The organism is Muriicola sp. SD30 (genome assembly GCF_041205185.1).
Classification (GTDB): Bacteria; Bacteroidota; Bacteroidia; order Flavobacteriales; family Flavobacteriaceae; genus Muriicola.
Genome location: NZ_JBGEWB010000002.1, coordinates 694,671 through 719,539, shown reverse-complemented (window position 1 = coordinate 719,539; position 24,869 = coordinate 694,671). Strand labels below are relative to the sequence as shown.

The 24,869-nt window shown below is 41.5% G+C and carries 28 protein-coding genes and 1 tRNA gene; 20 read left to right on the top strand and 9 right to left on the bottom strand.

From position 1 onward, the window contains the following. Window positions 1–78: 78 nt before the first annotated feature. The 6 genes from AB8P51_RS08330 to AB8P51_RS08305 all read right to left on the bottom strand — a co-directional run bounded on the left by AB8P51_RS08330 (window position 79) and on the right by AB8P51_RS08305 (window position 5,585). Entirely contained in the window at window positions 79–1,308 is a 1,230-nt protein-coding gene (locus AB8P51_RS08330) for a hemolysin family protein (RefSeq protein WP_369748486.1), read from the bottom strand. Window positions 1,309–1,370: 62 nt separating this feature from the next. After that, window positions 1,371–1,574 carry a hypothetical protein gene (locus tag AB8P51_RS08325; protein ID WP_369748343.1) on the bottom strand — a complete coding sequence of 68 codons (204 nt, stop codon included), beginning with the start codon at window positions 1,572–1,574 and terminating at the stop codon, window positions 1,371–1,373. Further along, window positions 1,571–2,125 (bottom strand): LPS export ABC transporter periplasmic protein LptC, encoded by a 555-nt coding sequence (gene lptC / locus AB8P51_RS08320; protein ID WP_369748342.1) that lies wholly within the window; start codon window positions 2,123–2,125, stop codon window positions 1,571–1,573. Before lptC ends, AB8P51_RS08325 begins: the two co-directional genes overlap by 4 nt. A 55-nt stretch (window positions 2,126–2,180) precedes the next feature. After that, window positions 2,181–3,551: a tetratricopeptide repeat protein gene (locus AB8P51_RS08315; protein WP_369748341.1), complete on the bottom strand. Its 1,371-nt coding sequence runs from the start codon at window positions 3,549–3,551 to the stop codon at window positions 2,181–2,183. 39 nt (window positions 3,552–3,590) lie between these two features. Beyond that, on the bottom strand, window positions 3,591–4,856 hold the full coding sequence (locus tag AB8P51_RS08310) for a hypothetical protein (protein ID WP_369748340.1): 1,266 nt from the start codon (window positions 4,854–4,856) through the stop codon (window positions 3,591–3,593). Then, on the bottom strand, window positions 4,857–5,585 hold the full coding sequence (locus AB8P51_RS08305; protein WP_369748339.1) for a type III pantothenate kinase: 729 nt from the start codon (window positions 5,583–5,585) through the stop codon (window positions 4,857–4,859). Between the two features lie 247 nt (window positions 5,586–5,832). On the opposite strand from AB8P51_RS08305, the gene AB8P51_RS08300 reads away from it, so the two are divergent. From AB8P51_RS08300 to AB8P51_RS08290, 3 genes are all read left to right on the top strand, one after another. Beyond that, window positions 5,833–5,905 (top strand) — tRNA-Phe (locus tag AB8P51_RS08300). A gap of 677 nt (window positions 5,906–6,582) precedes the next feature. After that, entirely contained in the window at window positions 6,583–6,861 is a 279-nt protein-coding gene (locus AB8P51_RS08295; protein ID WP_369748338.1) for a hypothetical protein, read from the top strand. 432 nt (window positions 6,862–7,293) lie between these two features. Then, window positions 7,294–9,258: a T9SS type B sorting domain-containing protein gene (locus tag AB8P51_RS08290; protein WP_369748337.1), complete on the top strand. Its 1,965-nt coding sequence runs from the start codon at window positions 7,294–7,296 to the stop codon at window positions 9,256–9,258. A 37-nt stretch (window positions 9,259–9,295) separates the two neighbouring features. Here AB8P51_RS08290 and AB8P51_RS08285 read toward each other — a convergent pair whose 3' ends face one another. Continuing rightward, on the bottom strand, window positions 9,296–10,882 hold the full coding sequence (locus AB8P51_RS08285; RefSeq protein WP_369748336.1) for a M81 family metallopeptidase: 1,587 nt from the start codon (window positions 10,880–10,882) through the stop codon (window positions 9,296–9,298). 258 nt (window positions 10,883–11,140) lie between these two features. On the opposite strand from AB8P51_RS08285, the gene AB8P51_RS08280 reads away from it, so the two are divergent. The 3 genes from AB8P51_RS08280 (at window position 11,141) to AB8P51_RS08270 (ending at window position 12,204) form a co-directional block, all read left to right on the top strand. Beyond that, on the top strand, window positions 11,141–11,389 hold the full coding sequence (locus tag AB8P51_RS08280) for a hypothetical protein (protein WP_369748335.1): 249 nt from the start codon (window positions 11,141–11,143) through the stop codon (window positions 11,387–11,389). 162 nt (window positions 11,390–11,551) lie between these two features. Beyond that, a complete protein-coding gene (locus AB8P51_RS08275; protein ID WP_369748334.1) occupies window positions 11,552–12,007 on the top strand; it encodes a hypothetical protein in 456 nt (151 codons plus the stop codon). 2 nt (window positions 12,008–12,009) lie between these two features. After that, entirely contained in the window at window positions 12,010–12,204 is a 195-nt protein-coding gene (locus AB8P51_RS08270; RefSeq protein WP_369748333.1) for a helix-turn-helix transcriptional regulator, read from the top strand. A gap of 104 nt (window positions 12,205–12,308) precedes the next feature. Here AB8P51_RS08270 and AB8P51_RS08265 read toward each other — a convergent pair whose 3' ends face one another. After that, window positions 12,309–12,491 carry a hypothetical protein gene (locus AB8P51_RS08265; RefSeq protein WP_369748332.1) on the bottom strand — a complete coding sequence of 61 codons (183 nt, stop codon included), beginning with the start codon at window positions 12,489–12,491 and terminating at the stop codon, window positions 12,309–12,311. 152 nt (window positions 12,492–12,643) lie between these two features. Between AB8P51_RS08265 and AB8P51_RS08260 the strand changes: the two genes are divergently transcribed. The 14 genes from AB8P51_RS08260 (at window position 12,644) to AB8P51_RS08195 (ending at window position 24,107) form a co-directional block, all read left to right on the top strand. Next, window positions 12,644–13,006 carry a fructose 1,6-bisphosphatase gene (locus AB8P51_RS08260; protein ID WP_369748331.1) on the top strand — a complete coding sequence of 121 codons (363 nt, stop codon included), beginning with the start codon at window positions 12,644–12,646 and terminating at the stop codon, window positions 13,004–13,006. Window positions 13,007–13,016: 10 nt separating this feature from the next. Further along, window positions 13,017–13,889, top strand: a complete 873-nt coding sequence (locus AB8P51_RS08255) for a cell envelope biogenesis protein OmpA (protein WP_369748330.1) — start codon at window positions 13,017–13,019, stop codon at window positions 13,887–13,889. Then, window positions 13,876–14,373, top strand: a complete 498-nt coding sequence (locus AB8P51_RS08250) for a Rab family GTPase (protein ID WP_369748329.1) — start codon at window positions 13,876–13,878, stop codon at window positions 14,371–14,373. Before AB8P51_RS08255 ends, AB8P51_RS08250 begins: the two co-directional genes overlap by 14 nt. Further along, window positions 14,363–15,895 (top strand): hybrid sensor histidine kinase/response regulator, encoded by a 1,533-nt coding sequence (locus tag AB8P51_RS08245; RefSeq protein WP_369748328.1) that lies wholly within the window; start codon window positions 14,363–14,365, stop codon window positions 15,893–15,895. Before AB8P51_RS08250 ends, AB8P51_RS08245 begins: the two co-directional genes overlap by 11 nt. Window positions 15,896–16,102: 207 nt before the next feature. Next, complete coding sequence (locus AB8P51_RS08240; RefSeq protein ID WP_369748327.1) at window positions 16,103–16,345, top strand: hypothetical protein; 243 nt, start codon at window positions 16,103–16,105, stop codon at window positions 16,343–16,345. A 14-nt stretch (window positions 16,346–16,359) separates the two neighbouring features. After that, window positions 16,360–16,545 (top strand): hypothetical protein, encoded by a 186-nt coding sequence (locus AB8P51_RS08235; protein WP_369748326.1) that lies wholly within the window; start codon window positions 16,360–16,362, stop codon window positions 16,543–16,545. A gap of 111 nt (window positions 16,546–16,656) precedes the next feature. After that, the gene (locus AB8P51_RS08230; RefSeq protein WP_369748325.1) at window positions 16,657–17,355 is read left to right on the top strand and encodes a peptidoglycan-binding protein LysM; all 699 of its coding nucleotides are present in this window, start codon (window positions 16,657–16,659) and stop codon (window positions 17,353–17,355) included. 155 nt (window positions 17,356–17,510) lie between these two features. Further along, window positions 17,511–18,053, top strand: a complete 543-nt coding sequence (locus tag AB8P51_RS08225) for a DUF4287 domain-containing protein (RefSeq protein ID WP_369748324.1) — start codon at window positions 17,511–17,513, stop codon at window positions 18,051–18,053. A 31-nt stretch (window positions 18,054–18,084) separates the two neighbouring features. Then, window positions 18,085–18,291, top strand: a complete 207-nt coding sequence (locus AB8P51_RS08220) for a hypothetical protein (RefSeq protein WP_369748323.1) — start codon at window positions 18,085–18,087, stop codon at window positions 18,289–18,291. Window positions 18,292–18,301: 10 nt separating this feature from the next. Continuing rightward, the gene (locus tag AB8P51_RS08215; protein ID WP_369748322.1) at window positions 18,302–19,165 is read left to right on the top strand and encodes an alpha/beta hydrolase; all 864 of its coding nucleotides are present in this window, start codon (window positions 18,302–18,304) and stop codon (window positions 19,163–19,165) included. Window positions 19,166–19,422: 257 nt separating this feature from the next. Beyond that, complete coding sequence (locus tag AB8P51_RS08210) at window positions 19,423–20,193, top strand: DUF5602 domain-containing protein (protein WP_369748321.1); 771 nt, start codon at window positions 19,423–19,425, stop codon at window positions 20,191–20,193. 78 nt (window positions 20,194–20,271) lie between these two features. Further along, window positions 20,272–20,601: a hypothetical protein gene (locus tag AB8P51_RS08205; RefSeq protein WP_369748320.1), complete on the top strand. Its 330-nt coding sequence runs from the start codon at window positions 20,272–20,274 to the stop codon at window positions 20,599–20,601. An 18-nt stretch (window positions 20,602–20,619) separates the two neighbouring features. Then, window positions 20,620–23,106, top strand: a complete 2,487-nt coding sequence (locus AB8P51_RS08200) for an ATP-binding protein (protein WP_369748319.1) — start codon at window positions 20,620–20,622, stop codon at window positions 23,104–23,106. A 44-nt stretch (window positions 23,107–23,150) separates the two neighbouring features. Further along, window positions 23,151–24,107, top strand: coding sequence for a c-type cytochrome (locus AB8P51_RS08195; RefSeq protein ID WP_369748318.1), 957 nt, complete (start codon window positions 23,151–23,153; stop codon window positions 24,105–24,107). A gap of 39 nt (window positions 24,108–24,146) precedes the next feature. Here AB8P51_RS08195 and AB8P51_RS08190 read toward each other — a convergent pair whose 3' ends face one another. Continuing rightward, window positions 24,147–24,851, bottom strand: a complete 705-nt coding sequence (locus AB8P51_RS08190) for a hypothetical protein (RefSeq protein WP_369748317.1) — start codon at window positions 24,849–24,851, stop codon at window positions 24,147–24,149. Window positions 24,852–24,869 lie beyond the last annotated feature (18 nt).

Sequence of the window (24,869 nt, the reverse complement as noted above, 5' to 3'; positions counted from 1 at the left end):
TAAAATCAGTGGGCGAAATTACCATTTTCCCTTAAATAATAAAAGTTAATATCAAGCTATCTGAGCTCAGTTGTGGGCTTAGTCGTTTTGTATCACTTCGAGGGTGACCAAATCGATCTTGGTACTAGACACTTCTAGTATGGTAAAGAGGTAGTCTCCGATTCTGATTTCCGTGTCTTTCTCAGGAATTTCCCCCGTTTCATGAACCAGAAGACCTCCCAGAGTTTCAAATTCCTCAGTATCTGGGAGCTCAAGTTTATAGGTTTCATTTATGTAATCTACTTCCAAACGGGCAGAGAATTTAAAAGTTGTTTCACTGGTCTGCTCCTCGAGAAGATCCGTAGAATCATGTTCGTCTTCTATCTCGCCAAAGAGCTCTTCTACAATATCTTCCACAGTCATCACCCCCGAAGTTCCGCCGTACTCATCTAAAACAACGGCCATACTTTTCCGTTTCTTGGTAAGGATTTTAAGAATCTCATGGATCAGCATAGTCTCGGGTACAAACTCTACCGGCAGCAGAATACTTTTAATCGTTTTAGGCTTTTTAAACAGCTCATAGGAGTGTATATAACCAATGATATCGTCAATTGTTTCTTTGTAAACAAGGATTTTGGAATAGCCTGTCTCTGAAAACAATTTTGCGAGAGACTTAGGGGTTTCGTGTAATTCCACGGCTGTAATTTCCGTCCTGGGCACCATCACTTCCCGTGCTTTGACCGCAGAGAATTCGAGGGCATTCTGGAATATCTGAATTTCAGAATCAACATCGTCTTCTGCTTCCACGGCCTCCATCTGCTCGGTTATATAATCTCCCAATTCCATTTTACTGAATGCGAGCTGTACCTGATCCCCATCTGTCTTAAAAAAGGTTCGCAGTATAAAGTCGGACACCTTAATAATAAAATCAGATATAAGCGAGAATATCGCATAGAACAGATAGGCCGGTATTGCCAGGAACTTCAGTAAGGTATTTGAATAAATCTGAAAAAACACTTTGGGCAGGAATTCAGCGGAAATGAGGATGATCAATGTTGATATAAGTGTCTGAGTAAGGAGGCTGAAATCGGTTAGGGCGAGCTGAACAAATTGGTAATCGGACGGGAGCATATTACCGAACCACGCCATAAGCAGGTCACCCATAAAAAAGCCGTAGACTACCAGGGCAATATTATTCCCAATAAGCATGGTAGCAATAAACTTGGAAGGTTTTCGGGTTAGGCGGGCCAGGACCTTAGCCAGGAAGCCGGTTTGCTTTTTTTCAATCTCTATATGGATCTTGTTAGCCGACACAAAGGCGATCTCCATTCCGGAAAAGAAAGCAGACAGCACCAGGCAAATCACAATGATTAGAATAGAACTATCCAAGACTAAGAGTTGTTATCACGCTTTCTTTTTTCAAATCGCCGGCGGTAATTTCTTCGAAAAATAAACATGCCCATAGAAACTACGGCAAAAAAGATAAAGATATAAGTTCCCTGTCGGTCTGTTTCCCATAATTCCCAGATCTTATACATGGAGATCAGGGCAACAATTAGGTAAAGGTATTCAGTAAATCGCAAAATCTTGATCATGATTCTTCTTCGTTTATTGTCATTAAACCATCGGTTCTATGGGCATTTAAAAAACTGAAATCGCGGTTAAAATCCATTCCTTCTCCGTCCATAACGGTTCCGTCTTCCGGATTCGTATAGGTAAACTTTTCCTGGGTAAAAATCCACTCCTCCTTTCGATCCCAGTATAGCTGAGGCGTCTCGAGCTTTTTACCGTCGTGGGTTTCTATCACAACTTCACCCCTCAGATCGATTATATTGGTCTGAGAGTAGATAATTCCGTAATTGGCTTTGATGGTACTTTTGTTATTGTCTTTGTCATAATATTCTACTTCCAGCCCTTCAGGAAAGGTTCGATACTTAAATAACATATTGTCAAAGTCTTCGCTAACCGGACTTTTCAGGACCGCGATCACCCTGGAATCGCCTTTATCTTCACTTTCCAATTCTTCTGGTGTCTCGGTATAAGTAAGTCTGAAATTCTGAGCTACACCCTGGGGATAGATTTCGATTTTCTTTTCATCTCCTACCCTTTTATAGGTGTCCTGACAGCCAAAAAAAAAGATTGCCACAGTACAAACTATGGCAATCTGATATGTTATTTTTTTACCCAGGGGTATCATCTCCTTACAAGCTCGGGACTGTGATGCTCCCACCTACCCAGCACTTAAAGCTAAGGGTTTTACCGGCCATTCCTGAATTAAAGATGTCCGTTTTTGAAGGCGCCTTGGCCGCATAACTGGCAGCAGCTTGTCCTGCCCTGCCGCTAAGTGATGGATCAACACGTCCTGCTCTTCGAGCCATATCGGCAGCTTTCCAGTACACTGCCCGCTTTTCAAAAGGAGTATCCCCACATTCGTTCGCACTTGAAGCGTATAAGTTAGCTATCAGCAAATAAGCATTACCGTTAGAAGGGTTAGCATCAATTGCTTTCATTGCATAATTTCTGGCGGTCGACTTGCTGGTTCTTCGATAGCTTGTAGCGATCTTATATGCGATATTTGATTTTTTCTTAGGATTAGTTTCTAAATCCAATGCCTTGTTAAAGTCGGCTATTGCCCCGCTATTATCTCCGGATTTCTTTTTGAGCGTTCCTCCATAGACATAGGCATCAGCAGAAGGATCCAGCGCTAGCTGAGCTTCAAATAATTTTCTGAACATAGGATCGTCCGTACATTCCTTGCTAAACATTCTCCCCACGGCTCTTTTAACCCAGATGACGTCATCTTTTTTTGCTTCAAAACTTCTTTCGTAAAGCGGAATCAGGTTTTCACAATCGGCCAGAGCTCCTAATTTGGAGTCAACACTTCCGGCAATTTTACCGTAAGACTCTGAATTGGTCGTTGCCACCCTTAACCTGCGCTTTTCTTTAGACGTCAATGTACCTGCGTCTTCTTTAGGCAGTAATTTTGTGATGATGTCTGTCAGCTCTCCATTTTCTTCTTCAATTTTTTCAGTGACATCGTCGTAGGTGTTAAATACATCCTGCAAATCTTTTTTATTCGCCTCATAAAGGTCAACGAGGCTGGAAAAATAGAGATAAAGGGCTTTTGGATTCTTAAAATTCTCCCTGTCTTCCTTGAAAGCCTTATCTAACATATTAAATATCTGCTCGTTGGAAGCCATTTTATTATCGTACATTAAGAGTACTTTATCAATCGCAACTCCACCAGGAGAAAAACTTTCAGGGAAATATTTCCGGCTATTGTCATAAAGGGATAATAGATCCTGAATAAACGCGTCCTTTTCAGCACCACTGCTGTTCTCTATCTTGTAATTCAGAATTCTTTCACCATAGGAGAAATTAGCCTTATTAATGTCCGGGCATGCTTCGTAAACCATTTTCCATGGTCCGTAGGCAGCGTCATAATTTTTAACTTTTGCATGCTCTGCATATATGGAGAGATTGGTCATGCATTCAGGATTTTGCGCCTGTCCTAAACTAATGCCTGTAAAGCCCAGAATGGCAAACATCATTAAGTAAAGTTCCTTTTTCATTGTGTTACGTTTTAAAGCGGTTAATGTACTAATTTTTTATCAATTTATTTTCCTTTTTTGGAACCATCTATCATTAAATGAGAGTCCTATGTTGACCCTGAAGTATTTTTCTTCGATCAGATCAGCGGCAGTTGTGCCTCTTTTTCCCCATTCAAATCCTAGATTCAGGTTGGAGAAATTTCCTCCCAACGGTAAACCAAGACCAAAAGTTATGCCAAAGTTTTGAATTTCCTTTTCGTTGACTACCACTCCTGAAAAATCATATCTCAGTCCGGCTCTATAAGTAACTCTTTTGAAGTAGCTCCCAAAGGAGGTATAATCTGGAATATAAAAAGCTCCCAGGGCATAACTGCTGGCATCTGTATATTCCTGATTCTGAATTTTTAAGAATCGATTTTCAAAACTACTCAGTTGCTGAAAGCTATATTCAGCTCCGAGAAACCATTTTTTATCTTCCCCAAATCCGAGGCCGAAAGTAGCAATAGTTGGAATCTTAAGTTCTGTATTTTTTAGTCCCTGTTCCTGTAAGTTTACGTCGAGTTCTTCGATAGTAGCTTCGGTTGCCTGAGAGAATGACCCTATGGTTTGTTCATTTTCGGAGATCAGGTTTACCTGGGTGTTAATGACTGCCGAAGTGAAGAGGGTATATTTTTTTCCTATCCTCGGAGTATAAGTAAGTCCATAAACAAAATCGTAACCTCCTACTTTAGACTCCTGGGTTTCCCTTGTACCAAACTGAAGGCCATCAATTTGCTGAACTGTTTCATTTTCCAGGCTACCAAAATTGTAGTTAACGGATGCCCCCAGGTTGAGATTCTTTGCCGCTTCGAAACCTATTGACAAAAAGACCTGATTGATACCCCCGCTTCCGGAATACAGATTGGTTACATCATCGCCATTGGAGTTCGTGGTTTCCTGCAATACGTCATAACCTACGGAGGAGAATGGCCTGAGTCCGAGTCCGGCTGAAATCTTAGGACTTAGAGGGAAACCAATTGCCAGGTATTCCAGGTTAGTAACCGAGGTCTTTTCCTGCTCTGAAAAGCTATTAAGGGATATTTCTTTATGACTCAGTCCGGCTGTGTAGGTGGTGAGTCTTAATTTCCCGTAGCCTGCAGGATTTTTTAATGAGATATGGATACTGTCTGTGTATAGACTCAATCCTCCCATCATTTGATTTTCGATGGTACTACCTGCTCTGAGGTCACCAACCCCGAAATAAGAATAGGGAGAGACAGTTCCATCTTGCGCGTACAGACCACTGGCTGCGAGGCATATTATGGCAAAACCTAGTTTTCTGATCATTTAGTGTTTGTTGTATTCGAGCAAATAATTCAAGCCCTCCAGAAGAAAATTCGAGTTGGCAAATATGGTATTTTTTAGCCGATTCGACAAAAATTGACCGTCCCCTCCTGTTAAAATAACTGTTAAATGTTCAAAGCGACTTTGATATTGTGTAATTACTCCATCGATCTCCCTGCATATTCCGTTAATTACTCCGCTATGGATACTATTTTCGGTCGTATTCCCGATTAGCTCCATAAATGGGCTGGGGTCGAGCAGGGGCAGGCTGGCTGTGTGTTCATGAAGTGATTTGTATCGCATGTGCAAACCGGGTGATATGGCCCCGCCAAGATATTCTCCATAATCGTTGACCATATCATAGGTGATGCAGGTACCTGCATCTATGACCAGGGTATTGGTATTCGGGTAATTGAAGTAGGCCGCTGTGGCCAGTGCAATACGATCTACCCCAAGGGTTTGTGGACTGGCATATGAATTTTTAAAGGGCACAGAAGCTACCGAGGTCAGTAACTGAACCTTGCAAAAAATAGCCAAAACATTGAGTTCCCGCTTTGTGAGCGAACCAACAGAGGCCACCAGAGCGTGGTTTATTTCCGGAAATTTTGAGAACACATCTTTTACCGCCTTATGAAAGCCGGGTGTATCCGAACTGGTTAGAAACAACAGGTCGTTCTTTCTGAACACAGCCAGCTTGTTGGAGGTATTGCCCGCATCGATAACAAGGTTCATAGTGCAAAGATTGTAAATTGGAAAAAAAGACGGGCCTTTTTTTCCTTTTTTATTGGTAGTTCCTAAATTTGAAATTATATTTGCCCCCGCCTACGCAGTAGGCTTCGGCGGGTGCAGACCCGCAGAAGGTACCTTAGCTCTCCCGTATAGTTATCGGGAGGTAGAGCAACGGACTGATCCCGATAGCTATCGGGACGTGTGTCCCTACTTAGTTTGGGAATTGCGATCAAAGAAAAATTGAAATTCTGGTACCTTAGCTCAGTTGGTAGAGCAACGGACTGAAAATCCGTGTGTCCCTGGTTCGATTCCTGGAGGTACCACTTAAAGCACAAAAAGCTCATTCGCAAGAATGGGCTTTTTTCGTTTCGAGCATCGCAGAAAGCTCGCTTTCTAAAGATGGGAGTAACGGAAAAAGCATTGCCGCAAGGCAATGAGCTTTGGTACCTGCCTAACGGCAGGCAGGTTTTCAGCAGCGGGATCAAAGGAAGCCCGAAGTAGTGCAAAGCGCACTTCGGGCAATCCTGGCGAAAACATAGGATCAATGAGCGGAGCGAATTAATCCTGGATCCATTACCTCCAACATATTTTTCGATTGGAAAAAGCATTGCCACAAGGCAATGAGCTTTGGTACCTGCCTATCGGCAGGCAGGTTTTCAGCAGCGGGATCAAAGGAACAACGAGCGAAGCGAGTTAATCCTGGATAAAGAAATTACAACTACCTTCTCTAGATAAGATTCCAGCGTTTGCCGTAAAGCAATGAGCTTTGGTACCTACCAATCGGCAGGCAGGTTTTCAGCAGCGGGATCAAAGGAAGCCCGAAGTAGTGCAAAGGGTACTTCATTGATTTTGTATTCATTATTCAGTATAAAAAATTAGTAGTTGATAAAATTAAACATAAGTGGCATTTTTGCTTTCAATTACCCATTGATATTCTATAGTTTTACTACTTCTTTAACCATAAGTAATGGTTATAATTGTACTATAAATCCTAACCAATATGAAGAGAATATTACTGTTGATTTTTGTTTTAGTCATAGCTGTATCCTGTAAGACAGTAGAGGAGAAGAAAACAGAAGAGCCATGTACAGTTCAAGCAAGAGACAGTTTGAATGCGGTTATAGATGAATTATCTTCATCGATAGAACGTCTAGTTAAAACTTCAAGTAAAGAGAACCCTGTTAGTATAAATTTAGAAAAGGTCTACTTAGAGGCTTTACAGAAACGAGAGGAAATTGAAATTTGTCTGGCAAGTAAGAATGCTAAAAGTGAAGAATAACGATAAGAAAAGAATACTACCGGTATTAAGTTTAACCTAGATAGTTCCCTTGAGCTATTACATTAGAAACTAAAAGCCTATTCTTGCAAATTAGCTTTGGTACCTGCCTATCGGCAGGCAGGATTTCTGGCAAGGGACTTTAGGAATAAAACAATCCAACCACACGTCAAGGAAATATAAGAATTAAGGCCCCTTTCCATAGGTCTGCAGTGTTTTAGAGTTACCACTGCAACTGTTTAGCTACTATTCTTGATTTTCACAGCAATCGAGATGTAAAATACGGTTTTGTATGTATCTTTTGATCCTTACAAAATCGAATGCTAAAGTCTCGTCCTTTTTACTAATATCTGAATAGGTTTGATTTCTAGATGCTGCCTTATATTACTTGTGTTCAACGCTACCTCACTCTTCGGACAGGCTGAAACTATCAACATGCCCCCCCGAAATAACAGTCCGGGCTTCGAAATTAGTCTTGTAACATGTAGCACTGACTTTTTCGACAGTGGCGGTCCTAATCCCTACGGAAATAATGAAAATGGTATTCTTACTTTTTGCCCGGAAACTGCCGGAGACCGGATTCGAATCGACTTTATTGCTGCCGATATAAAATCTGGTGATTTTCTAAAAGTCTACGATGGAGACTCTGTTGATGCCCCTCTCTTGCTAACCATAAATAACATTACTGCATTAGACTTTGAACGAACTCTTGTAAAGGCTTCTCAAGGGAATCCTCAAGGTTGTCTTACCGTTACTTTTACCTCCATAATGATGTCAGTACCCAACCCCTACGAGGGCTGGTTCGCTTCAGTAAGTTGCTTTACCCCTGTAATTGAACCTGGCGAACCGCAGGATCTTTTTAGAAACGACGACCCCAGTGGGGATGAAATTGAAACCTTTGATTTGACTGAGAACGATGGCGCCATTCTCAATGGACTTAGTCCTTTCGAATTTGAGGTAACCTACTACTCTAATGAAGCTGATGCCTCAAGCGGTTTCAATCCACTCGATCCCATGCATTCCAATACGACAAATCCACAACCGATTTATTGTCGATTGGAGAATCCAACGACCGGGTATAGTGCAATTGATAATTTTTTAATTTACGTAAATCGAATTCCTGATATCTTTCCGGTTTCAGACTTGATCGCCTGTGATTCAGATTCAGATGGCGCAGTGTCTTTTCGTCTGTCGGATCGTCATGAAAGTATTTTTAATGGAAGAGAGAGCCTGGAAGTATTGTTCTATTCTTCATCAGATGATGCTATCAACAATCGAAATATCCTGAATTCCGAAACATATAACAGTACAGGAGTTCCGGAAATAATTTACTACCGACTAATCGATACAGAGACAGGAGCTTATTCCATCGGGGAATTTTCAATACAGGTCATCGCTTCTCCAATTCTAAATTCAGTCTCAGAAGTCTTAGCTTGTGGGGCGGGCAATGGAACTGCTGAAATAGACCTCAACTCAATAAGCGAACAACTGACCGAGGGACAGTTAGATCTACAACTAACCTGGCACAGCTCACAGGAGGATGCCGAATCGGGGCTAAATCCAATTCCAAATATCCTCAGCCTGGGTCAAAGTACCAGCCTTTTCGTCCGAGCCAGCTCAGCAGAAAACGATTGTCCTGCTATTGCAGAGATTCCGTTTATTTTTTATACCCAGCCCGAAATCAGCCTAAAGTCTGAATACTATATCTGCCCGAATACTTCAAATCAAGTGGTATTTTTGGAAACCGGGCTGTCTGAAAACGACTATTCCTTCAGTTGGCTATTCAATGATGTACAAATTAGCTCGGCTGATGAACCCTTTCTTATGACGGACCAGATCGGGAGGTATGATGTCTTGATTGAAGATTTTAGAACGGGTTGCATTTTTACAAATACTGTGGAGGTTGTTCTTGCATCTCCGCCATCAGATCTGGAAATCCTTACGATGCCAACTCAATTTGGCAGTAATTATCAGGTGACTGTAAATACAAGTGGAAGTTTGATATATTCCTTTAGTTTAGACGGCGGCCCATTTCGGGCCTCCCCGATTTTTGAAAATGTTCTCCCCGGATCGCATCGCTTGGAAATAACCCTTGAAGGCGGATGCGAGGTCCTGACAACAACCTTCGTCATCCTTGGGTATCCTACCTTTTTTACTCCAAATGGGGATAATATCAATGAAACCTGGAGCGTAAGTCGAGCCCCCGGCATTACGGATATGACCGTTTATATCTTTAACCGGTTAGGAGTTCTAATTACAGTACTTACTGAGAATCAGCCAGAATGGAATGGATCATGGAACGGCAGAGACCTGCCTTCTGACACCTACTGGTTTCAAGTTGAATATAAGGAAGACGATACACCAAAAATTGCAAACGGATATTTTACCTTAAGACGCTAGTGAATATCGACCGGAATTTCACATCTATAAAATGGGTTCACATCTTTATTCGATTGCTAAGCGGAATCAACCTAGCTGACAAATCAGGGTCATCCATATCCTTATCCAGTGGAAACATAGGTCGTTTGATATACTTATAGCCTAATCGATGAAGGTCCTGATCAACGCCGCCCGGGGTTAAGGCCATGATCCAATCTCCACGCATATTGTAAAGCTCAGGTACCAGGTAGCCAATTTTAACCACCACTATGTCAGATTCTCTCGGATTTAGCCCTAAGCGGGTAAAATCTGATTCGTGATGGTAGGGTTTGCGCTTCTTGGTTACAATAACCAGAACGCTCCCCACCTTTACTACAACTTCGGTTTCTGCATCCTTATCGCCATGTTCTATGGCCTTAATGGTTCCACTTAGTTGAACAGGTGGAGCATAACGCGCATCGACAGCAGCACCGGCTTTACCACTGATTACAGCGCCTACTCCTGCGTTCATAGCTTTTTCAACAAACTCAGGGCCTGGAATGGAAGCGTAAATTAAAGATGGGCCATCATCATTTTTAAATTCAGGTCGGGCCAGGATCTGCTGTAAGGTCCATGTTACATCGCCCGCACCACCAGCCGTAGGATTATCCCCCATGTCGCTAATCATAAAAGGTTTTTTCTCGCTTTTAATTGCCATATCCAGGCTTTCTTCCAAGGTGGCTACCGGGGCTACAAATTCAAATTCCTCCCGAACGGCCCAGAAACTTTGTGCCAACTCTTCAGCAGCAGTGGTTACTTTTTCTTTGTCATCGCCGGTAACCATAACCACCGCGTGATTTCGAGGGGCATCTGCCCAGGCATAACCAATCCAAATGGCCGCATCAATGACCCCCTCTTGATTAGCTAAAGGAGGTACTTTTGCGTATAAACTTTTGGCGGGTTCAATGCGGGTACTCGTTTTCTCACCGGGTAAGAGAATAGGAACCGGAATCCAGGCTTTGTATTCTGGCTTTCCTTTTCCACTTTCAATTCTATCGAGTAAGTTTACCAAAGCGCGCTTTTTTGATTCTATGGCATCTTCGTGCGGAGCCATACGGTAACAGGTTATTAAATCGGTTTTTTCAGCCAATTGTTCGGATACATTACCGTGCAAATCCATGGATGTGGAAATCAACAAATCTTTGCCCAATGCTTTGCGGATACGACTAATCATATCTCCTTCGGGATCGTCCAGGCCCACAACACTCATCGCTCCATGGATATCAAAAAACAGTCCGTCATATGGGGCATTTTCCTCCAATCTATCTATCATCTCACCTACTAACTCTTCATAAGCTTCTTTGGTAACAATTCCCCCGGGTAAGGCATGACCCCGTAATGCAGGAAACCATTCGGCTCGCTTTCGCGTTGTTGAATCCTGGTGCATAAAGGGATAATATGAAAATACCTCATCCCCTCTTCGTGCGTGAAAAGCATCGACCTGGGATTGGGCCGGAGAAAAGGTACTCGACTCAATGGCCAATCCTGCAATGGCAATACGGGGTAATTCGTTGCTTCCTTTGTCTCCTGTCTGTTTACAAGCTATTGTAATCAAAAGACTAAATGTGATTAAAGTATAATTGATATTTCTTAGTGACACTTTCATAGAGATCATGACAATTTACTAGCTTGTGTTTTATTCAGATAATTTTAAAAAAATAAAGTAGTGATAATATAGAACAAAAATCAGAGATTACTTAAAACTGACTATTTACTTTCTTTTCCTCTAAAAAATTCGAATACAGGATTTATAGATACTTTATAAATTGGGGATCCCCGATTATAAGAAACCGGAGGGGACCAATACAGATGTTTGCTGATGATGTACCTTTACCATAGCTAACCCAATTCAAATATTGTTACAATGACCTTCGCAGACTGGATCGGTTCATTTGGTGTCTTAATGATTTTACTGGCATTTGCCCTGAATATCACAGGTAAACTTTCCAGGCATCAGCTCTCCTACATCCTATTGAATTTAATCGGGGCTAGTCTGGCCTGTCTGGCTTCCTTCCTTATCAATTATATTCCCTTTATTATTCTCGAAGGAGTTTGGGCAGCGGTTTCGGCCTATGCACTCTACAAATACTTCACAAAAAATCAATTAGTGTAACCTACGCTTATTCCAATATCGACATAGGCGATTAATAATAATTATGGAGAGTAAACGCAGCTTAAGAATTATCAATTAGTCTATTTTTTTTTACTTTATGTATAATATTTTTTACATTATGTAATATTTTTTATACATTTGTTTTAACTAATCTCAGTAATCATGAAAAATTATCTTTTTCCTAATCGATTAAAAGTAATCTCCGGCTGGATATTTTACCTCGCCCTGATATTCGGTTTTTACCTCTGGATCACAGACGGTTTTGATGAAGTTCTTGTAGTTTCCGTTCCCGACCTGTTCGGAACAGACAGTATGTTCAGCAGCGGCAACGGCTGGATGAAAAATAGCATCCTGGATGAGCTCTTTACGGTTCTTATCATTATATCGGGAATGATCCACAGTTTCAGCAGGGAAAAAATCGAAGATGAGCTCATCAGCAAACTGCGCCTCGACTCCCTGATCTGGTCGCTCTATGTAAATTACACCGTAGTGATTCTTGCCACCTTACTGATCTATGACATCATGTATTTTAACGTGTTGATCTTTAATCTGTTTACCATCATCCTCTTCTTTAATCTGAAGTTGCGTTTTTCCCTTCATAAACACTACAAATCGTAATTATGAAGAATACTATCAAGATCCAAAGGGTTACCCACGGGATGACACAGGAAGATGTAGCACAACGCCTGGGCGTTTCCAGACAAACTATCAATGCCATTGAAAACAATAAATATTTTCCTTCCCTCGAACTCGGACTTAAATTAGCGAGGATATTTAAATGCAGTGTTGAAGATTTGTTTAGTCTGGAGGAATAATTGGCCTAGCTGCAGGGTTCAAAATTTTCTTCTTGCTTCCCCAGGGTGACGGCTCCTATTAATACAATTCCCAATACCAGCTGTAAGAACGCCAACCACTTAAATTAAGCCTGGTCATAGATGGCCACTGCACCCTGCATGATCAGGAAGATACCGTAAAATACAAGTAAATACTTTCGGTATTTCTTTTTCTTTTCCTCCGGAACTTTGCTCAATACATTTAGAACCCATCCAATTATTGCTATGATGAGAAATACTACCAGCATTATCATTAAACCCTTACCCATGGCTCAAATTCTTCATTTTGTCTTTTAAAAGTAGCTATTGCCCCTTTTACTGGCAAGGTCCCCGTTATTTTTTTTATATTTGAGGCCCTTTCGTTTTTTGTCACTTTTTATTTATCTGAAAGGCTGATAGTTATACTAAATACACAACCCATATGACCAACGAGGAATTTTCAACTCTGGGCGATAACAAAAAAAAGGACCTGGAAACAGCATCCAAATTAGAACTGATCAAAAACCTCATCTTCGGGGAAAACATACAGGCCTACGAATCCGAATTCGAACTTCTGAAAAAGGATATCCTCAGCAAGAAAAAACAACTGGAAGACCTAATTGAAGCCGTAAGGACTGACCTGCGGATGTCCATAGACGATGTTTCTACCGATATCAACATCCGGATTACCGAACTCGAAGATAAATTAGAGTCGCGTTTTGAAGACATCGAAAAGGACCAGATCCAGAAAAAAGAACTGGGAGAACTGCTTATCGAGTTAGGAGAAAAAATTCAGAAAAAATAAAACATTTCACATGGTCACTAACTTGGATGAGCAAGCCAAACTTGAGATCCTAAAGGATATCCTCTTCCCCGACGACAGGGGAGCTGTACAGGATATAGCCAAAAGGATAGAGTTAGTAGAGCTTATCGTCAATGACCAGAAGGAACTTGCTGCCCGGGTTGACCCCCTGGTAGATAAAAAGATCAATGCTTTTACGAAAAGTATTCCTGATACTCTCGGACCTACAATAACAGCCACCTTAAAAAAGGAGATCAAAAACCACAAGGATGAGGTAGTGGATGCCCTATATCCTGTTCTGGGAAAGATGGTCAAGAAATATGTGGCTCAGGAAATAAAGATCCTTTCAGAGAAAATTGACAATCAGCTTGGTTTTATCAAACGCTTTAAACGGAAAATGCGTTCCTGGTTCGGAGGCCCTTCAGAAGAACAGCTCCTTATGCGCGAGCTTTCTTCCGCAACTATTGAACAGGTACTGCTGATTGAACGGGATACCGGAATATTAAAAGCCAGTTATTCTGTTACCAATTCCATTGACGAAGAAATGATTTCGGGAATGCTCACTGCTATCAAAAGTTTTGTTGAAGACGCTTTTCAGAAGAAAAATCAAAACCTCGAACTCATCCAGTACGAATTGTATAACATTCACCTGCAAAGCTTTGTAACCCACTATGTCGCCGTTGTGATCTCCGGAGATTACCACCTTACTTCCAAGAACAAACTCCAGGACATCATCTTTAATTTTTACTACAATTTTATGGCCATGAATCTCGACCTTGTCTTTAAGTCAAAGGAACAGAAAAAGGAAGGTAAGGCTGTACGAACCATAGATAAAGTTCTATTGGAGAAGGAACTGGAAGCAAGCTTCGGCAATGCAAAAATCTAAAAAAGTAGTTATCCTGGGGCATTTCGGAGTCGGCAAAACCTCTCTCATCCGCAGATTTGTCTCCGACCAGTTTTCTGATAAATACAAAGTGACCATTGGAGTTCATATCACCAAGAAAGTTATTGAGTTATCAGACGAAGATTCTATCTCGATGATCTTATGGGACCTGGAAGGGACAGATACGCTTGAGCAGATCAGGGATGCTTACCTCCTGGGTACCCATGGGGTGATTTTTGTATTTGATATCAGCAGGCCTTCTACTTTCCAGCATCTGAACAGAGACCTTGAGATCGTTGCAAAAAAAATTCCTCAACGACCCCTGCTCGTTATTGGCAATAAGAAGGATCTTATGCAGGAAGAGGAGGTCAAACACATTTTGGAACAAAACGATATATCATACAACTATCTTACGAGCGCCAAAACAGGAGATTCCGTGGAAGAGGCATTTCATGATCTCGCAATTCTTTTGAACGATGAGGCCTGATCAGTATCAAAAAGAATATTTTAAAGCGAACTTTCAGCTTATCCTTCTCGATACCGATGGAGTAATTCAAGAATGTAATCGGTCTTTCCTCCCCATTAAAAAAGGAGATCTTCTCTTCAGCCTATACCCCTTTTTTGAAAGCCTGGAAAGTCTGAAATCCCTACCGGAAAAAGAACATCATTTTTATTGTATTCATCTTTCTGCAGAGGAACAGGAATTCATCACTGACATAAAAGTTACCAGGCTGGAACAGGGCAGTATGATCTTGATCCAGGATCTTACCACGCATTACAACAGTTATCAGGAGGTAGCTCAGGCAAGGAATGAGTCGATTATCAATGAAGAGCTTATCCTTATTAAAAATGCAGAACTGGAAGAACGCGAACGCTTTAAAAACCTGTTTATACAGAATTTTAGTCACGAACTCCGCAATCCCCTTATGAGTAGTATGGCCATCACCCAGATACTGGGAGATACCTCGCTGTCTAATGAACAACAACAAATGGTAGAAGTTTTGCGTGACTCACAGACGCATTTAAAACTTTTACTGGAAGATACCCTAAGCCTGAGTATGATCGCTTCCGGAAAGCTTGAAATCCGAGCGGCTATATTTGATCTCGGTAAAATGCTGGAGTTGCTTTCATTTACTTATAAAACAAAGGCAAAGGCAAAAGGCCTGAGCTTCACCTATACTCAGGATCAACGTGTGCCAAAGTGGGTGGAAGGAGACAGAAAGCGCTTGTTCCAAATTCTGACCAATCTCCTTGATAATGCCATAAAATATACCGATGAAGGTTCAGTATCCCTGGAAGTTAGTTTTAATCAGCAATATGCGAGAAAAGCGAATCTGCACTTTTCAATTTCAGATACCGGAAGAGGCATTCCCGAAGACAAACACGAGCTTATATTCGAAACATTTTCGCAACTCACATCACCTGAAAAGGAACAAGGTACCGGGCTCGGGCTTGCTCTGGTCAAAGGCTTGCTTTTTCTGATGGGAAGTGAGGTGCAACTGAACTCTGTAACTGGAAAAGGTTCGGTTTTTTCCTTTGATCTCGATCTCAGAATCCCCATGGAATCAGACATGAAAGTGTCCACCGGGACAACTACATCGGCAACTTCCCAAAAAATAGTTGGATCGGGTAAAAAGTACAGGATTTTACTGGTAGAAGATGATGAGAGAGTACTGACAGTTCTTTTTAAAATGCTGATGGATACGGGGCATTTTTATCTCGATATTCTCAGCGATGGTGCGCAGGTCCTTGAACAAGTGATTCAGAATCAGTACGACCTTATCCTGATGGATATCAACCTTCCTAATACAAGGGGTGATCAGCTTACGCGTATTATAAGAGAATTTCCATTTAAGAAGGTAAAACAGATTCCCATAATCGGGATTACCGCCTTTGCCTATGAAGACCATCTAAGGGCGTACAAAGAAGCCGGAATGAACCAGGTTCTCGCAAAACCATTTGACAAAGAGGAGCTGCTTAATACACTCTATTCCTTTCTTCGTCAATAGGAATTGGCCTTGAGTTTCCAACCTTATCAATTATATATTTTGTAGGATTTTTCTGATTTTAGTGTATTTCATCGATATAATCGAACGTTTTATCGTTATTTCTTAACCTCCTTCTTCAATTACTTTCCCTGAACAATTCCGCTTCTATTTTTGACCGTTTTCCAAAAACAAATGGAATACCCCTTTATAAATTAAGATCAAAATTGAATGGAATACACTAACCTGGCACCAATATTCTTTATCATCAGTATCCTGGTTTTTCTCCTTGCCGTGGTGCTTATAGTACCAACAATAATTGAGGCAAGGCGATTGGAGAAACGAGCCAACAAGTCGGTCAAAAACTGGCATTTACCGTTTCACAGGTTAAAACGAAAGCTTAAAAAAGTTTTTAGCTCTCTTTTTGATTCAAATAAACAAAGAGGGCTGCTTGGCACCCTGAACCTATTATAACAACATTCGGGAAAATGAAAAGAAAAATTGATGACTGGAATAGAGAATTCTGGGGAAGAAAAAAAAGTAAAACTTCTCTGCTTGAAAAAATTAATTCGCAGAAAGATGAACAACTATTTATAGGAGCCTCTTTTTGCGGCGATATCAGGAAATCTGAGGCCAAATCTGAAAAATCATTAGTCAAAAACTTAATACGTTAATCCGATGCAAGTACAAAAGCACAATGATCTTACAATGAAAAGGACCTTTGAAAATATATTGCTGATTCTGAGCATCATAGGTAGTGCTATCATTCTTCTAAGATGGATATTATGAAATTGAGAAAAATATTTTCTGTAGGTATATTGATGTTTGTGATCCTATTGGGGTATGGCTTCAATTCGTATTCTGATACTGAAGTCAGACCGGAAATTCAACTGGCAATAATTCCACTTTCCCTTCAGCTGGGCGTATTGGATAAGTGTATAGGTCCGGACACACACCATCCGCAACTTTTGACAACAGATCACATGGGTTCCGGTGCCCCACTTGTTTGGCGGAAATACACAGGATTTAAAGAAGCGGTTGGCTTTAAAGAGTCTCGTGGGAATTACAGTAGCATCAATACCCTTGGGTATATGGGAAAATACCAGTTTGGTTCGGGTACCCTGGCTCTTTTAGGAATTAGAGATTCCATCAAATTCCTTCATTCGGCTGAACTACAGGAAACAGTGTTCGCTGCCAACCTAGCCAGAAACAAATGGGTCCTCAGAAGAGAAATTAAGAATTTTTCGGGCACAAAGATCAATGGAATACTAATTACAGAATCGGGCCTTCTTGCCGCTGCACACCTTGCGGGTCCGGGAAACGTAAAAAAATACCTGCGCACTCAGGGTACAGCCGTAGTCAAAGACGCTTACGGAACATCCATTGAAGATTATCTGAGTCTTTTCGGAGGTTATGATCTGAGCCTGATCAAAGCTCGCAAAAGCATTAAAATAAACGGGGACCCATTCTTTAGAGTTTCATAGTTGGTTTGAGTTAGTTTGGTTACCCTATGGGGCACGGATAGAGCAATCTTCCGTGTCCCTATTTTTTTTCAGCTCTTTCTGGAATTACTCTTCCCTGCTTAATTTCAAATAGCTTATTTTTAAGTTAAATACGAATTAAAACAAACTTAATTCCTATGGATCCGGCTCTTAAAACCATGATTGCGAATATGCCCGAAAAGACAGGCAAAACGCTGGAAGAATGGATAAAATTACTGAAAGCCAAATCTTTTGGAAAACATTCTGAAGCGGTTAATTTTCTCAAAAAAGAACACGGTGTCACCCATGGATTTGCAAACACTATTGTCCACCTATCCAAGGACCAGGGCTCATCCCCTGACGACCTTTTAACTACTCAGTATAAAGGAAAAGAACACCTCTTGCCCATTTACGACCAGTTAAAGGTGTTTGTCACTTCTTTAGGGGATGATGTTACCATCACACCAAAAAAGACTACCGTAAGTTTTATCAGAAAAAAACAATTCGCCCTGGTAAATCCGGCAACCAAATCCCGCCTCGACCTCGGCCTGAAGATCAAGGGGAAGCCTACTACAGACCGACTTGAAAATTCGGGACCTTTCGGCACCATGTGCACGCACAGGGTTCGATTGGAAAAGCCCGACGATGTGGATACAGAACTAAAAGACTGGATTAAAGAAGCATATGAAAATGCGGGATAGACCTGCTGATCAAACTATAGATTTAAAAAATATGAAAGACCGACCTGTTGCATCTAAAAGAACTATAAAGGGGAAAGAGCTTAAATGCCCGGTCTGTGAAAATGATACTTTCTGGATGCGAAAAACCCTTATGAATACCAAAGGAATGACCTTCTTTAAACTCGATTGGGCCAACAAGGAAGCTGATAATTATATCTGCGATTCCTGTGGTTATGTATACTGGTTCCTTACATCTTAAACCCAGGTAAATGTCGGAAATAGAAAAACCACAAGGCCCGAAAATTAAACACAAAGAAATTGCCCTGGGTAAGTTGCGATTCGACTGCCTGTTGGCTGGGAATAAAAAGGACGATCTGGTGGTCCTGCTCCATGGATTCCCCGAAACCTCCTTTATGTGGCGATCGCTTATGTCTGATCTCTCCTCCGAAGGATTCTACTGCCTCGCGCCCAATATGCGAGGCTATAGTGTTAATGCCTGTCCAAAAGGGAAAAAGAATTATCACATTGAAATGCTGGTTCAGGATGTACTGGACTTGGCCAATGCCTTAGGAAAAAGCAAATTTCACTTAATTGCACATGACTGGGGCGCAGTCATAGGGTGGCAACTTGCCTATACGTTTTCGGATAGCCTCATTAGTTATACGGCTCTTTCCGTTCCTCATTTAAAAGGATTCTACAAGGCGTTACAAACTGATAAAGACCAGCAGTATCGAAGTCGGTACATCAAAAAACTCGTGGTTCCCTTCATAGCAGAATACGCAATCAGGAAGAATGATTTTGAGGCGTTTAGAAAGCTTTGGAAATCCAGCACTAAAGAAGAGCTCAATGATTATCTTTCTGTTTTTAGAAAGAGAAAAGTACTAACTGCTGCCCTGAATTACTACCGGGCCAATTTGGGAAAATCCAACACAAGAGAAATAGGAGAAATAGGGGTTCCCACACTTTTTATTTGGGGTAATAAGGATATGGCAATTGGGGCCTATGGGGTTGGCGAAGGTCATCAATATTGCAAAGGCCCTTATACCTTCCTGGAATTGGATGCGGGCCACTGGCTTATACAAACAAGGTATCCCGAAATTAAAGAGGCCGTTTTAAAACATTTAAACGCCTGATCTTCCTCCGATAGAAAGATCGGCTTTCAAAAGAGCCTATTTGGCGATAAAATTAGGTTAATTCTCCGGCCCCTACTCCACATCAGTTCAAAGTACAAACCATCATTGCCCACAGGCAATTGTCACTATTCTTGCACCCTCTAACACAATTGTTGCACTCACTTCCCAGTGACACAAAAATGTTATTTATTGAGTTAATATTTTAACTGCTATCAATTATTTAAAGGCAGTTTTGAGGAAACAAAAACCTCAATTAAATGAAACCATCAAAAAAACTTTTAGTATTCGTAATTGCAGGATTATGCTTTTCCTGTGACAAAGACGACAACTCATTACAGGAACCTGTTCAAGCAACCGAGTTTACAGGTAGCAGGGTTCCTGTAGGAAATGGAGAAGCGTGGACCTATATTAGGACCGACGCCAGCCAAAATCCCTTGGAAATTGGAGTACAATTTAATGCCAGTGCCTTGGTGAATCTGCCTACCGGAAGCATGCATGCAGATGAGTTTGTGCTCGACCTTCCATCTGAGATCTCTGTCGCTCCTTATGACCATGTCACCCTCGACTGGAATGAGCATGGCCATGAGCCAATGAATGTTTATGACCGACCACACTTCGATATACACTTTTATTTTATGTCGATGGCTGAGAGAAATCTGATCAGTCCTACAGATAGTATACAATTCAATGCTCCTTTAGCTGCAGATTACCTGCCTCCCATGTACCTGGAAACTCCCGGTGGAGTACCGCGAATGGGCGCGCATATTATTGATCTGCTCTCTCCTGAGATTGCAGGAACCGACATTTTCACTCACACCTTCATCTATGGTAAATATGATGCCCAGGTAAATTTCCTGGAGCCTATGGTAACCATGGAATTCCTGGAAAGTCAGGCCTCCGTAAATCAGGAAATCAGGCAGCCGGCATCCTGGCAGCAAGCAGGGTATTATCCGAAGCGATATACAATAAGCTATGATGCCAGCACAGAGATATATAGTATCATATTAAAGGAAATGACAAAATTTTAGTACCTTATTTTTAGCGAGGGCCGTTGCCTGTCATCCCTGAGGTGCGGCCCGAACTAAAATAACCTGACCAAGACAAAAATGAGAGTAGCGCATACGTTTATTCCTCTACTTATACTCCTGCTGAGTCTTGCCACAAAGGCACAAGATCAGAAATTTTATCAACTGGATACGATTCACCCGGTACATGATCTTAAACCATATCTTTTTGTACTCCCTGAAAAGGATGGTAGCTATGAGTTAACCCAAATCCTCAGAGATACTTCCCTGCAGTTCAGACCCCGTGAAAACTTTCCTAAAAATCTTGACATTGGCACTACTTATTGGGGTAAGATTGCGTTTGAAACACAGGCGGCACTTGAAGGTTGGCAGCTGCACTTAGAAGATCCCAGACCCCGCGACATCGCATAGATTCGCAGCAATGGTAAAGTGGATGTTTATACTGTCGTAAACGGGGAGCTGTTATATCATAAAAAGACCGGAGTTGGCTATCCCAAATCAGAGCGGGATATCCCTGAAAAATGGATCCTGAACAGGGTAAATTTAGATATCCCTGCCGAATCAAAAGTAACCCTGTACATACGGGTACAGGGAAACAGTTTCGGCTGGTTTCCTTATTTCAACCCCAGCCTGAGAAAACCCGCATTTCAGAACTATCATCCCTTATTTGCGTTTCCTACTTCCTTCGACATTTTGGTTTTTGGAGTAACCTTTATCATTTTCCTGTACCATTTTCTGCAATTCCTCTACCTGCGTCAGCGGATCTTCTTTTGGTTTTCCCTTTGGCTGTTACTGTGCACACTCACTCAGGCCATGGCTATCGGCCTGGATACAGAATACCTATTGGGCAATGCCCCATCGCTCCGCTTTCCTGTCTGGTTACTAATTCCCAATTCCATGCTATTTACGTTCTGGTTCTTTGGACGGGAGTTTGCCAATACCAAAAGGAAATTCCCCCGATTAGATAAGATTATATTGGCACTGCCCATTATCATGATCATTGCTATAGTGGCGTCACTGATAATGGCTGCTGTAGGAACACCAGCAGTAATGAACAAGAACATCTCCTTCCATTTTCAGTTCATTATCCTTTATTCATTCTTTGGCTTAATACTTTCTGTTATCCTTGCTTTACAAAAAGATAGGTTTGCACGATATTTTGGTATAGGAGCTATAATAGCTACCTCTTTTACACTTTTAGGAGGACTTTGGTCTGAAGGCTATATAAGACTTTCATTTGCTCCATATACCGTGGGCATTTTGCTCCAGACCATCGCTTACTCTTTCGGGATAGCTTACAGGCAACAACAACTTACAATAGCAGCACAGAAACAGCAACTCGCCATGCAGGAATCCAGGAATGAGATGAATAGAGTTAAAGATCTGGCTGAAATAAAAACACGTTTTTTCACCAACCTCAGCCATGAATTCAGGACCCCCCTTACCCTCATCCTTGGGCCCTTGAATAAAGCCGAAAGGAATTCCCCTGAGGAACCAAAAACTGCCCTTGAAAACAAAGACTTTCACCTTCTTAAAAAGAATGCCCTAAGATTACAAACCCTTGTTGACCAGCTTCTCGACCTTTCAAGACTGGAAGGTGGCCAGCTCCAGCTTCAGCTTGAACGAGGTAATCTGATTGGCTTTTTACGCACCCTGGTATATTCTTTTGAAAGCCTTGCAGAAAGGAAGAACATAAGCCTGAGCACCAGTTTTCCCGAAGATCTTTCCCATGCCTGGTATGATGCGGATAAATTGGAAAAAATTATGACCAATTTACTTTCCAATGCATTTAAATACACCCCTATGGGCGGTGCGGTTTCTGTGTCTGTTCAGAATGATAATGACTACCTTAAAATCGATATTCGGGATACCGGTGAAGGGATAGAAACCGATGAGCTTCACAAAATCTTCGAGCGATTTTACCGGGTAGAAGGATCGGAAGAAAAGGGATCCGGAATCGGTTTGGCATTAACCAAAGAACTGGTAGACCTTCATAATGGTACGATCAGGGTTCAGAGTACCAAAGGTAAAGGAACGTCCTTTACGGTAAGACTCCCTGTAGCCCTCAAACTCTTACCTGTTTCTGCAAACCAAGATTCAATTAAAAACGAGGAGATAGAGTTACAAAAAGAACCACTGGAAACAAATATTCTAGAATCTCAAAATCAGGATGATAAGCCTGTGGCTCTGGTAGTCGAAGACAATGAAGACCTGAGGTCTTACATCAAGGATATACTACAAGATAGTTTCTCCTTGCTCTCGGCAAAGGATGGATTACAGGGGGAACGAATGGCTATTGAACATATACCTGATATCATACTCAGTGATGTAATGATGCCCGGAAAAGATGGATATGAACTTTGCCATAGCCTTAAAAATAATACCAAGACCAGCCATATTCCCATCATCATGCTTACTGCCAAAGTCGGCCAGACTAACAAACTTGAGGGTCTTACCCAGGGTGCGGATGCCTATATAACAAAACCCTTTGATGAAAAAGAGTTACTTCTTCAAATGAGGAATCTAATCGAGGCGCGAAAAAAGATCTGGGAGCATTTTAAGGCATCAGATTTATTGCTTATCAAGGATTTGAAATTAACGTCTATGGATGATTCATTTCTGCACAAAGTTGTTGAGGCTATCAAAGGAAATCTGGATAATGAGGGTTTTTCCGTAGAAGACCTCAGTCGGGAAGTCGGTTTTAGTCGATCCCAGCTCCACAGAAAATTAAAAGCCCTGATCAACAAATCGGCTAACCAACTTATCACTGAAATTCGGTTAAATGAGGCGCATCATATGCTCGAACATAAGGCGGGAACCGTATCGGAAATTGCTTACTCTGTGGGCTATTCCAATATGTCCTATTTCACAAAAAGCTTTAAGGATAAATTCGGGATTTTACCAAGTAAAGTTTAAACCGTTAATCACACTTGCAACAACCATATAAATCAAACTAAAAAATGAAAAGAATATTAAAGTATTTCGGTATGACCATGGGAATCCTCATTTTGGTTCTGATCGCTATTGGCCTCTATATCGGTGCCAATGATATTCCCACCTATGAAATTGAGAAAATTGAATTTACTGCAGTTGCTACCCCTGAGGCCCTAGAGCGCGGTAAAAAGCTAACCACTATGTTATGTGCCAACTGTCATATGAATAAAAGCACAGGAAAGCTAACAGGTACAAGAATGCTGGATGCCCCGCCGGAATTTGGGGAAATCTACTCCCAGAACATCACCCAGGACGAAAATGCAGGTATTGACAACTGGACGGATGCCGAATTGCTATACCTCTTGCGAACTGGAATTAAAAAAGACGGACAATACAGTCCGCCTTATATGGCCAAACTCCCTGTGATGGCTGACAAGGACCTGAATGCTATTATCGCTTTTTTAAGGTCGGATGATCCATTGGTAAACCCTGATCCTACTCCTGATACCCCGTCAAAACCATCCTTTCTCACTAAAATGCTGAGTCGTTTGGAATGGAAACCCCTGCCAATGCCGGATAAGAGTATCCCTTTACCAGATTCAACCAATTCAATAGCCGTGGGTAAATACCTCGCCCATAACCTGGATTGCTTCTCATGTCATTCTGCTGATTTTAAGACGAATAATTTCCTTAAACCAGAATTGAGTGAAGGCTATTTTGCTGGAGGGAACAAACCCCTTGATCTCGAAGGCCGTGTTAAACTAACTGCCAACCTGACCCCTGATGATGAAACCGGAATCGGAAAATGGACAAAGGAACAATTTGTCCTGGCAGTAAAGTACGGGCAAATTGAAGGGGAACCAGCTCTGAGTTATCCCATGATGCCTTACACCCAACTTACGGATAAGGAAGCCGGTGCAATCTATGACTACCTTCAATCTCTTGATCCGGTTAAAAACAAAGTGGAACGATCCCTTTACTAATTAAAATTAAAAACCCTCTCTTGGAGAGGGTTTTTAATTTTACCACATGCCTAACATGACACGGGTTCCTGATCTGACCAGTTTAGCGCCACCATTGGTTTCCCTAAAAGTATTCCAGGCCTTGTCTCTTGTCTTTTTTTCAGACTCCGTCAGGATTGCACTGGAGCCTCCCATGGCACTTTTAAAATCTTTATGCCCGGTTATGGCCCAATGTGAGCCACCATCGGGGCCTACACCGGTAGTAAATGCACCGTACATATTCATCCAACCTTTCCGCATTGCCGAGGATTGGTATTTTTCATAGGCTGATCTGAATGCATTTGAATTTTCAACCTGTATGATATAATAATTCTGAACAGGATATGAAGCCTCCATATCTCCCCAGCTGGCCAGTCTTCTCCCCATGGATGAACTAAAACCATCTTTGATATGCTGGTTGATCTGAGTCATAAATAGCATCCACTCTGCTCCCCCATCATTGGAATACTGATTTCCCATGGCATCAAGGGACCCGGAAAAGACAATCATATGGGTGAAATTATTCCCCGGATCATTAAAATGGTTTTCCCACAAAGACACAGTAACTCCTTCCGTTTTATTTGCGGTGAAATAGTCGGAAATCAATTTTACAACGGTATTTTGCTGAGAGGGTTCCACAATAAAATTATAGGAAGTAAAATACGCCTCCTGAGCACTGACGTTAATAGCAACAAATAGAATTATGAGTATTGACAGTTTTTTCATTTTATGGTTGGTTTTGGT

Bases quoted from the DNA above. Each gene is read 5' to 3' on its own strand.
- AB8P51_RS08330 (WP_369748486.1), bottom strand. From the start codon at position 1,308: ATGGAGATCGCCTTTGTGTCGGCTAACAAGATCCATATAGAGATTGAA.
- AB8P51_RS08325 (WP_369748343.1), bottom strand. From the start codon at position 1,574: ATGATCAAGATTTTGCGATTTACTGAATACCTTTACCTAATTGTTGCC.
- AB8P51_RS08315 (WP_369748341.1), bottom strand. From the start codon at position 3,551: ATGAAAAAGGAACTTTACTTAATGATGTTTGCCATTCTGGGCTTTACA.
- AB8P51_RS08310 (WP_369748340.1), bottom strand. From the start codon at position 4,856: ATGATCAGAAAACTAGGTTTTGCCATAATATGCCTCGCAGCCAGTGGT.
- AB8P51_RS08305 (WP_369748339.1), bottom strand. From the start codon at position 5,585: ATGAACCTTGTTATCGATGCGGGCAATACCTCCAACAAGCTGGCTGTG.
- AB8P51_RS08295 (WP_369748338.1), top strand. From the start codon at position 6,583: ATGAAGAGAATATTACTGTTGATTTTTGTTTTAGTCATAGCTGTATCC.
- AB8P51_RS08290 (WP_369748337.1), top strand. From the start codon at position 7,294: ATGCCCCCCCGAAATAACAGTCCGGGCTTCGAAATTAGTCTTGTAACA.
- AB8P51_RS08285 (WP_369748336.1), bottom strand. From the start codon at position 10,882: ATGAAAGTGTCACTAAGAAATATCAATTATACTTTAATCACATTTAGT.
- AB8P51_RS08280 (WP_369748335.1), top strand. From the start codon at position 11,141: ATGACCTTCGCAGACTGGATCGGTTCATTTGGTGTCTTAATGATTTTA.
- AB8P51_RS08275 (WP_369748334.1), top strand. From the start codon at position 11,552: ATGAAAAATTATCTTTTTCCTAATCGATTAAAAGTAATCTCCGGCTGG.
- AB8P51_RS08270 (WP_369748333.1), top strand. From the start codon at position 12,010: ATGAAGAATACTATCAAGATCCAAAGGGTTACCCACGGGATGACACAG.
- AB8P51_RS08265 (WP_369748332.1), bottom strand. From the start codon at position 12,491: ATGGGTAAGGGTTTAATGATAATGCTGGTAGTATTTCTCATCATAGCA.
- AB8P51_RS08260 (WP_369748331.1), top strand. From the start codon at position 12,644: ATGACCAACGAGGAATTTTCAACTCTGGGCGATAACAAAAAAAAGGAC.
- AB8P51_RS08255 (WP_369748330.1), top strand. From the start codon at position 13,017: ATGGTCACTAACTTGGATGAGCAAGCCAAACTTGAGATCCTAAAGGAT.
- AB8P51_RS08250 (WP_369748329.1), top strand. From the start codon at position 13,876: ATGCAAAAATCTAAAAAAGTAGTTATCCTGGGGCATTTCGGAGTCGGC.
- AB8P51_RS08245 (WP_369748328.1), top strand. From the start codon at position 14,363: ATGAGGCCTGATCAGTATCAAAAAGAATATTTTAAAGCGAACTTTCAG.
- AB8P51_RS08240 (WP_369748327.1), top strand. From the start codon at position 16,103: ATGGAATACACTAACCTGGCACCAATATTCTTTATCATCAGTATCCTG.
- AB8P51_RS08235 (WP_369748326.1), top strand. From the start codon at position 16,360: ATGAAAAGAAAAATTGATGACTGGAATAGAGAATTCTGGGGAAGAAAA.
- AB8P51_RS08230 (WP_369748325.1), top strand. From the start codon at position 16,657: ATGAAATTGAGAAAAATATTTTCTGTAGGTATATTGATGTTTGTGATC.
- AB8P51_RS08225 (WP_369748324.1), top strand. From the start codon at position 17,511: ATGGATCCGGCTCTTAAAACCATGATTGCGAATATGCCCGAAAAGACA.
- AB8P51_RS08220 (WP_369748323.1), top strand. From the start codon at position 18,085: ATGAAAGACCGACCTGTTGCATCTAAAAGAACTATAAAGGGGAAAGAG.
- AB8P51_RS08215 (WP_369748322.1), top strand. From the start codon at position 18,302: ATGTCGGAAATAGAAAAACCACAAGGCCCGAAAATTAAACACAAAGAA.
- AB8P51_RS08210 (WP_369748321.1), top strand. From the start codon at position 19,423: ATGAAACCATCAAAAAAACTTTTAGTATTCGTAATTGCAGGATTATGC.
- AB8P51_RS08205 (WP_369748320.1), top strand. From the start codon at position 20,272: ATGAGAGTAGCGCATACGTTTATTCCTCTACTTATACTCCTGCTGAGT.
- AB8P51_RS08195 (WP_369748318.1), top strand. From the start codon at position 23,151: ATGAAAAGAATATTAAAGTATTTCGGTATGACCATGGGAATCCTCATT.
- AB8P51_RS08190 (WP_369748317.1), bottom strand. From the start codon at position 24,851: ATGAAAAAACTGTCAATACTCATAATTCTATTTGTTGCTATTAACGTC.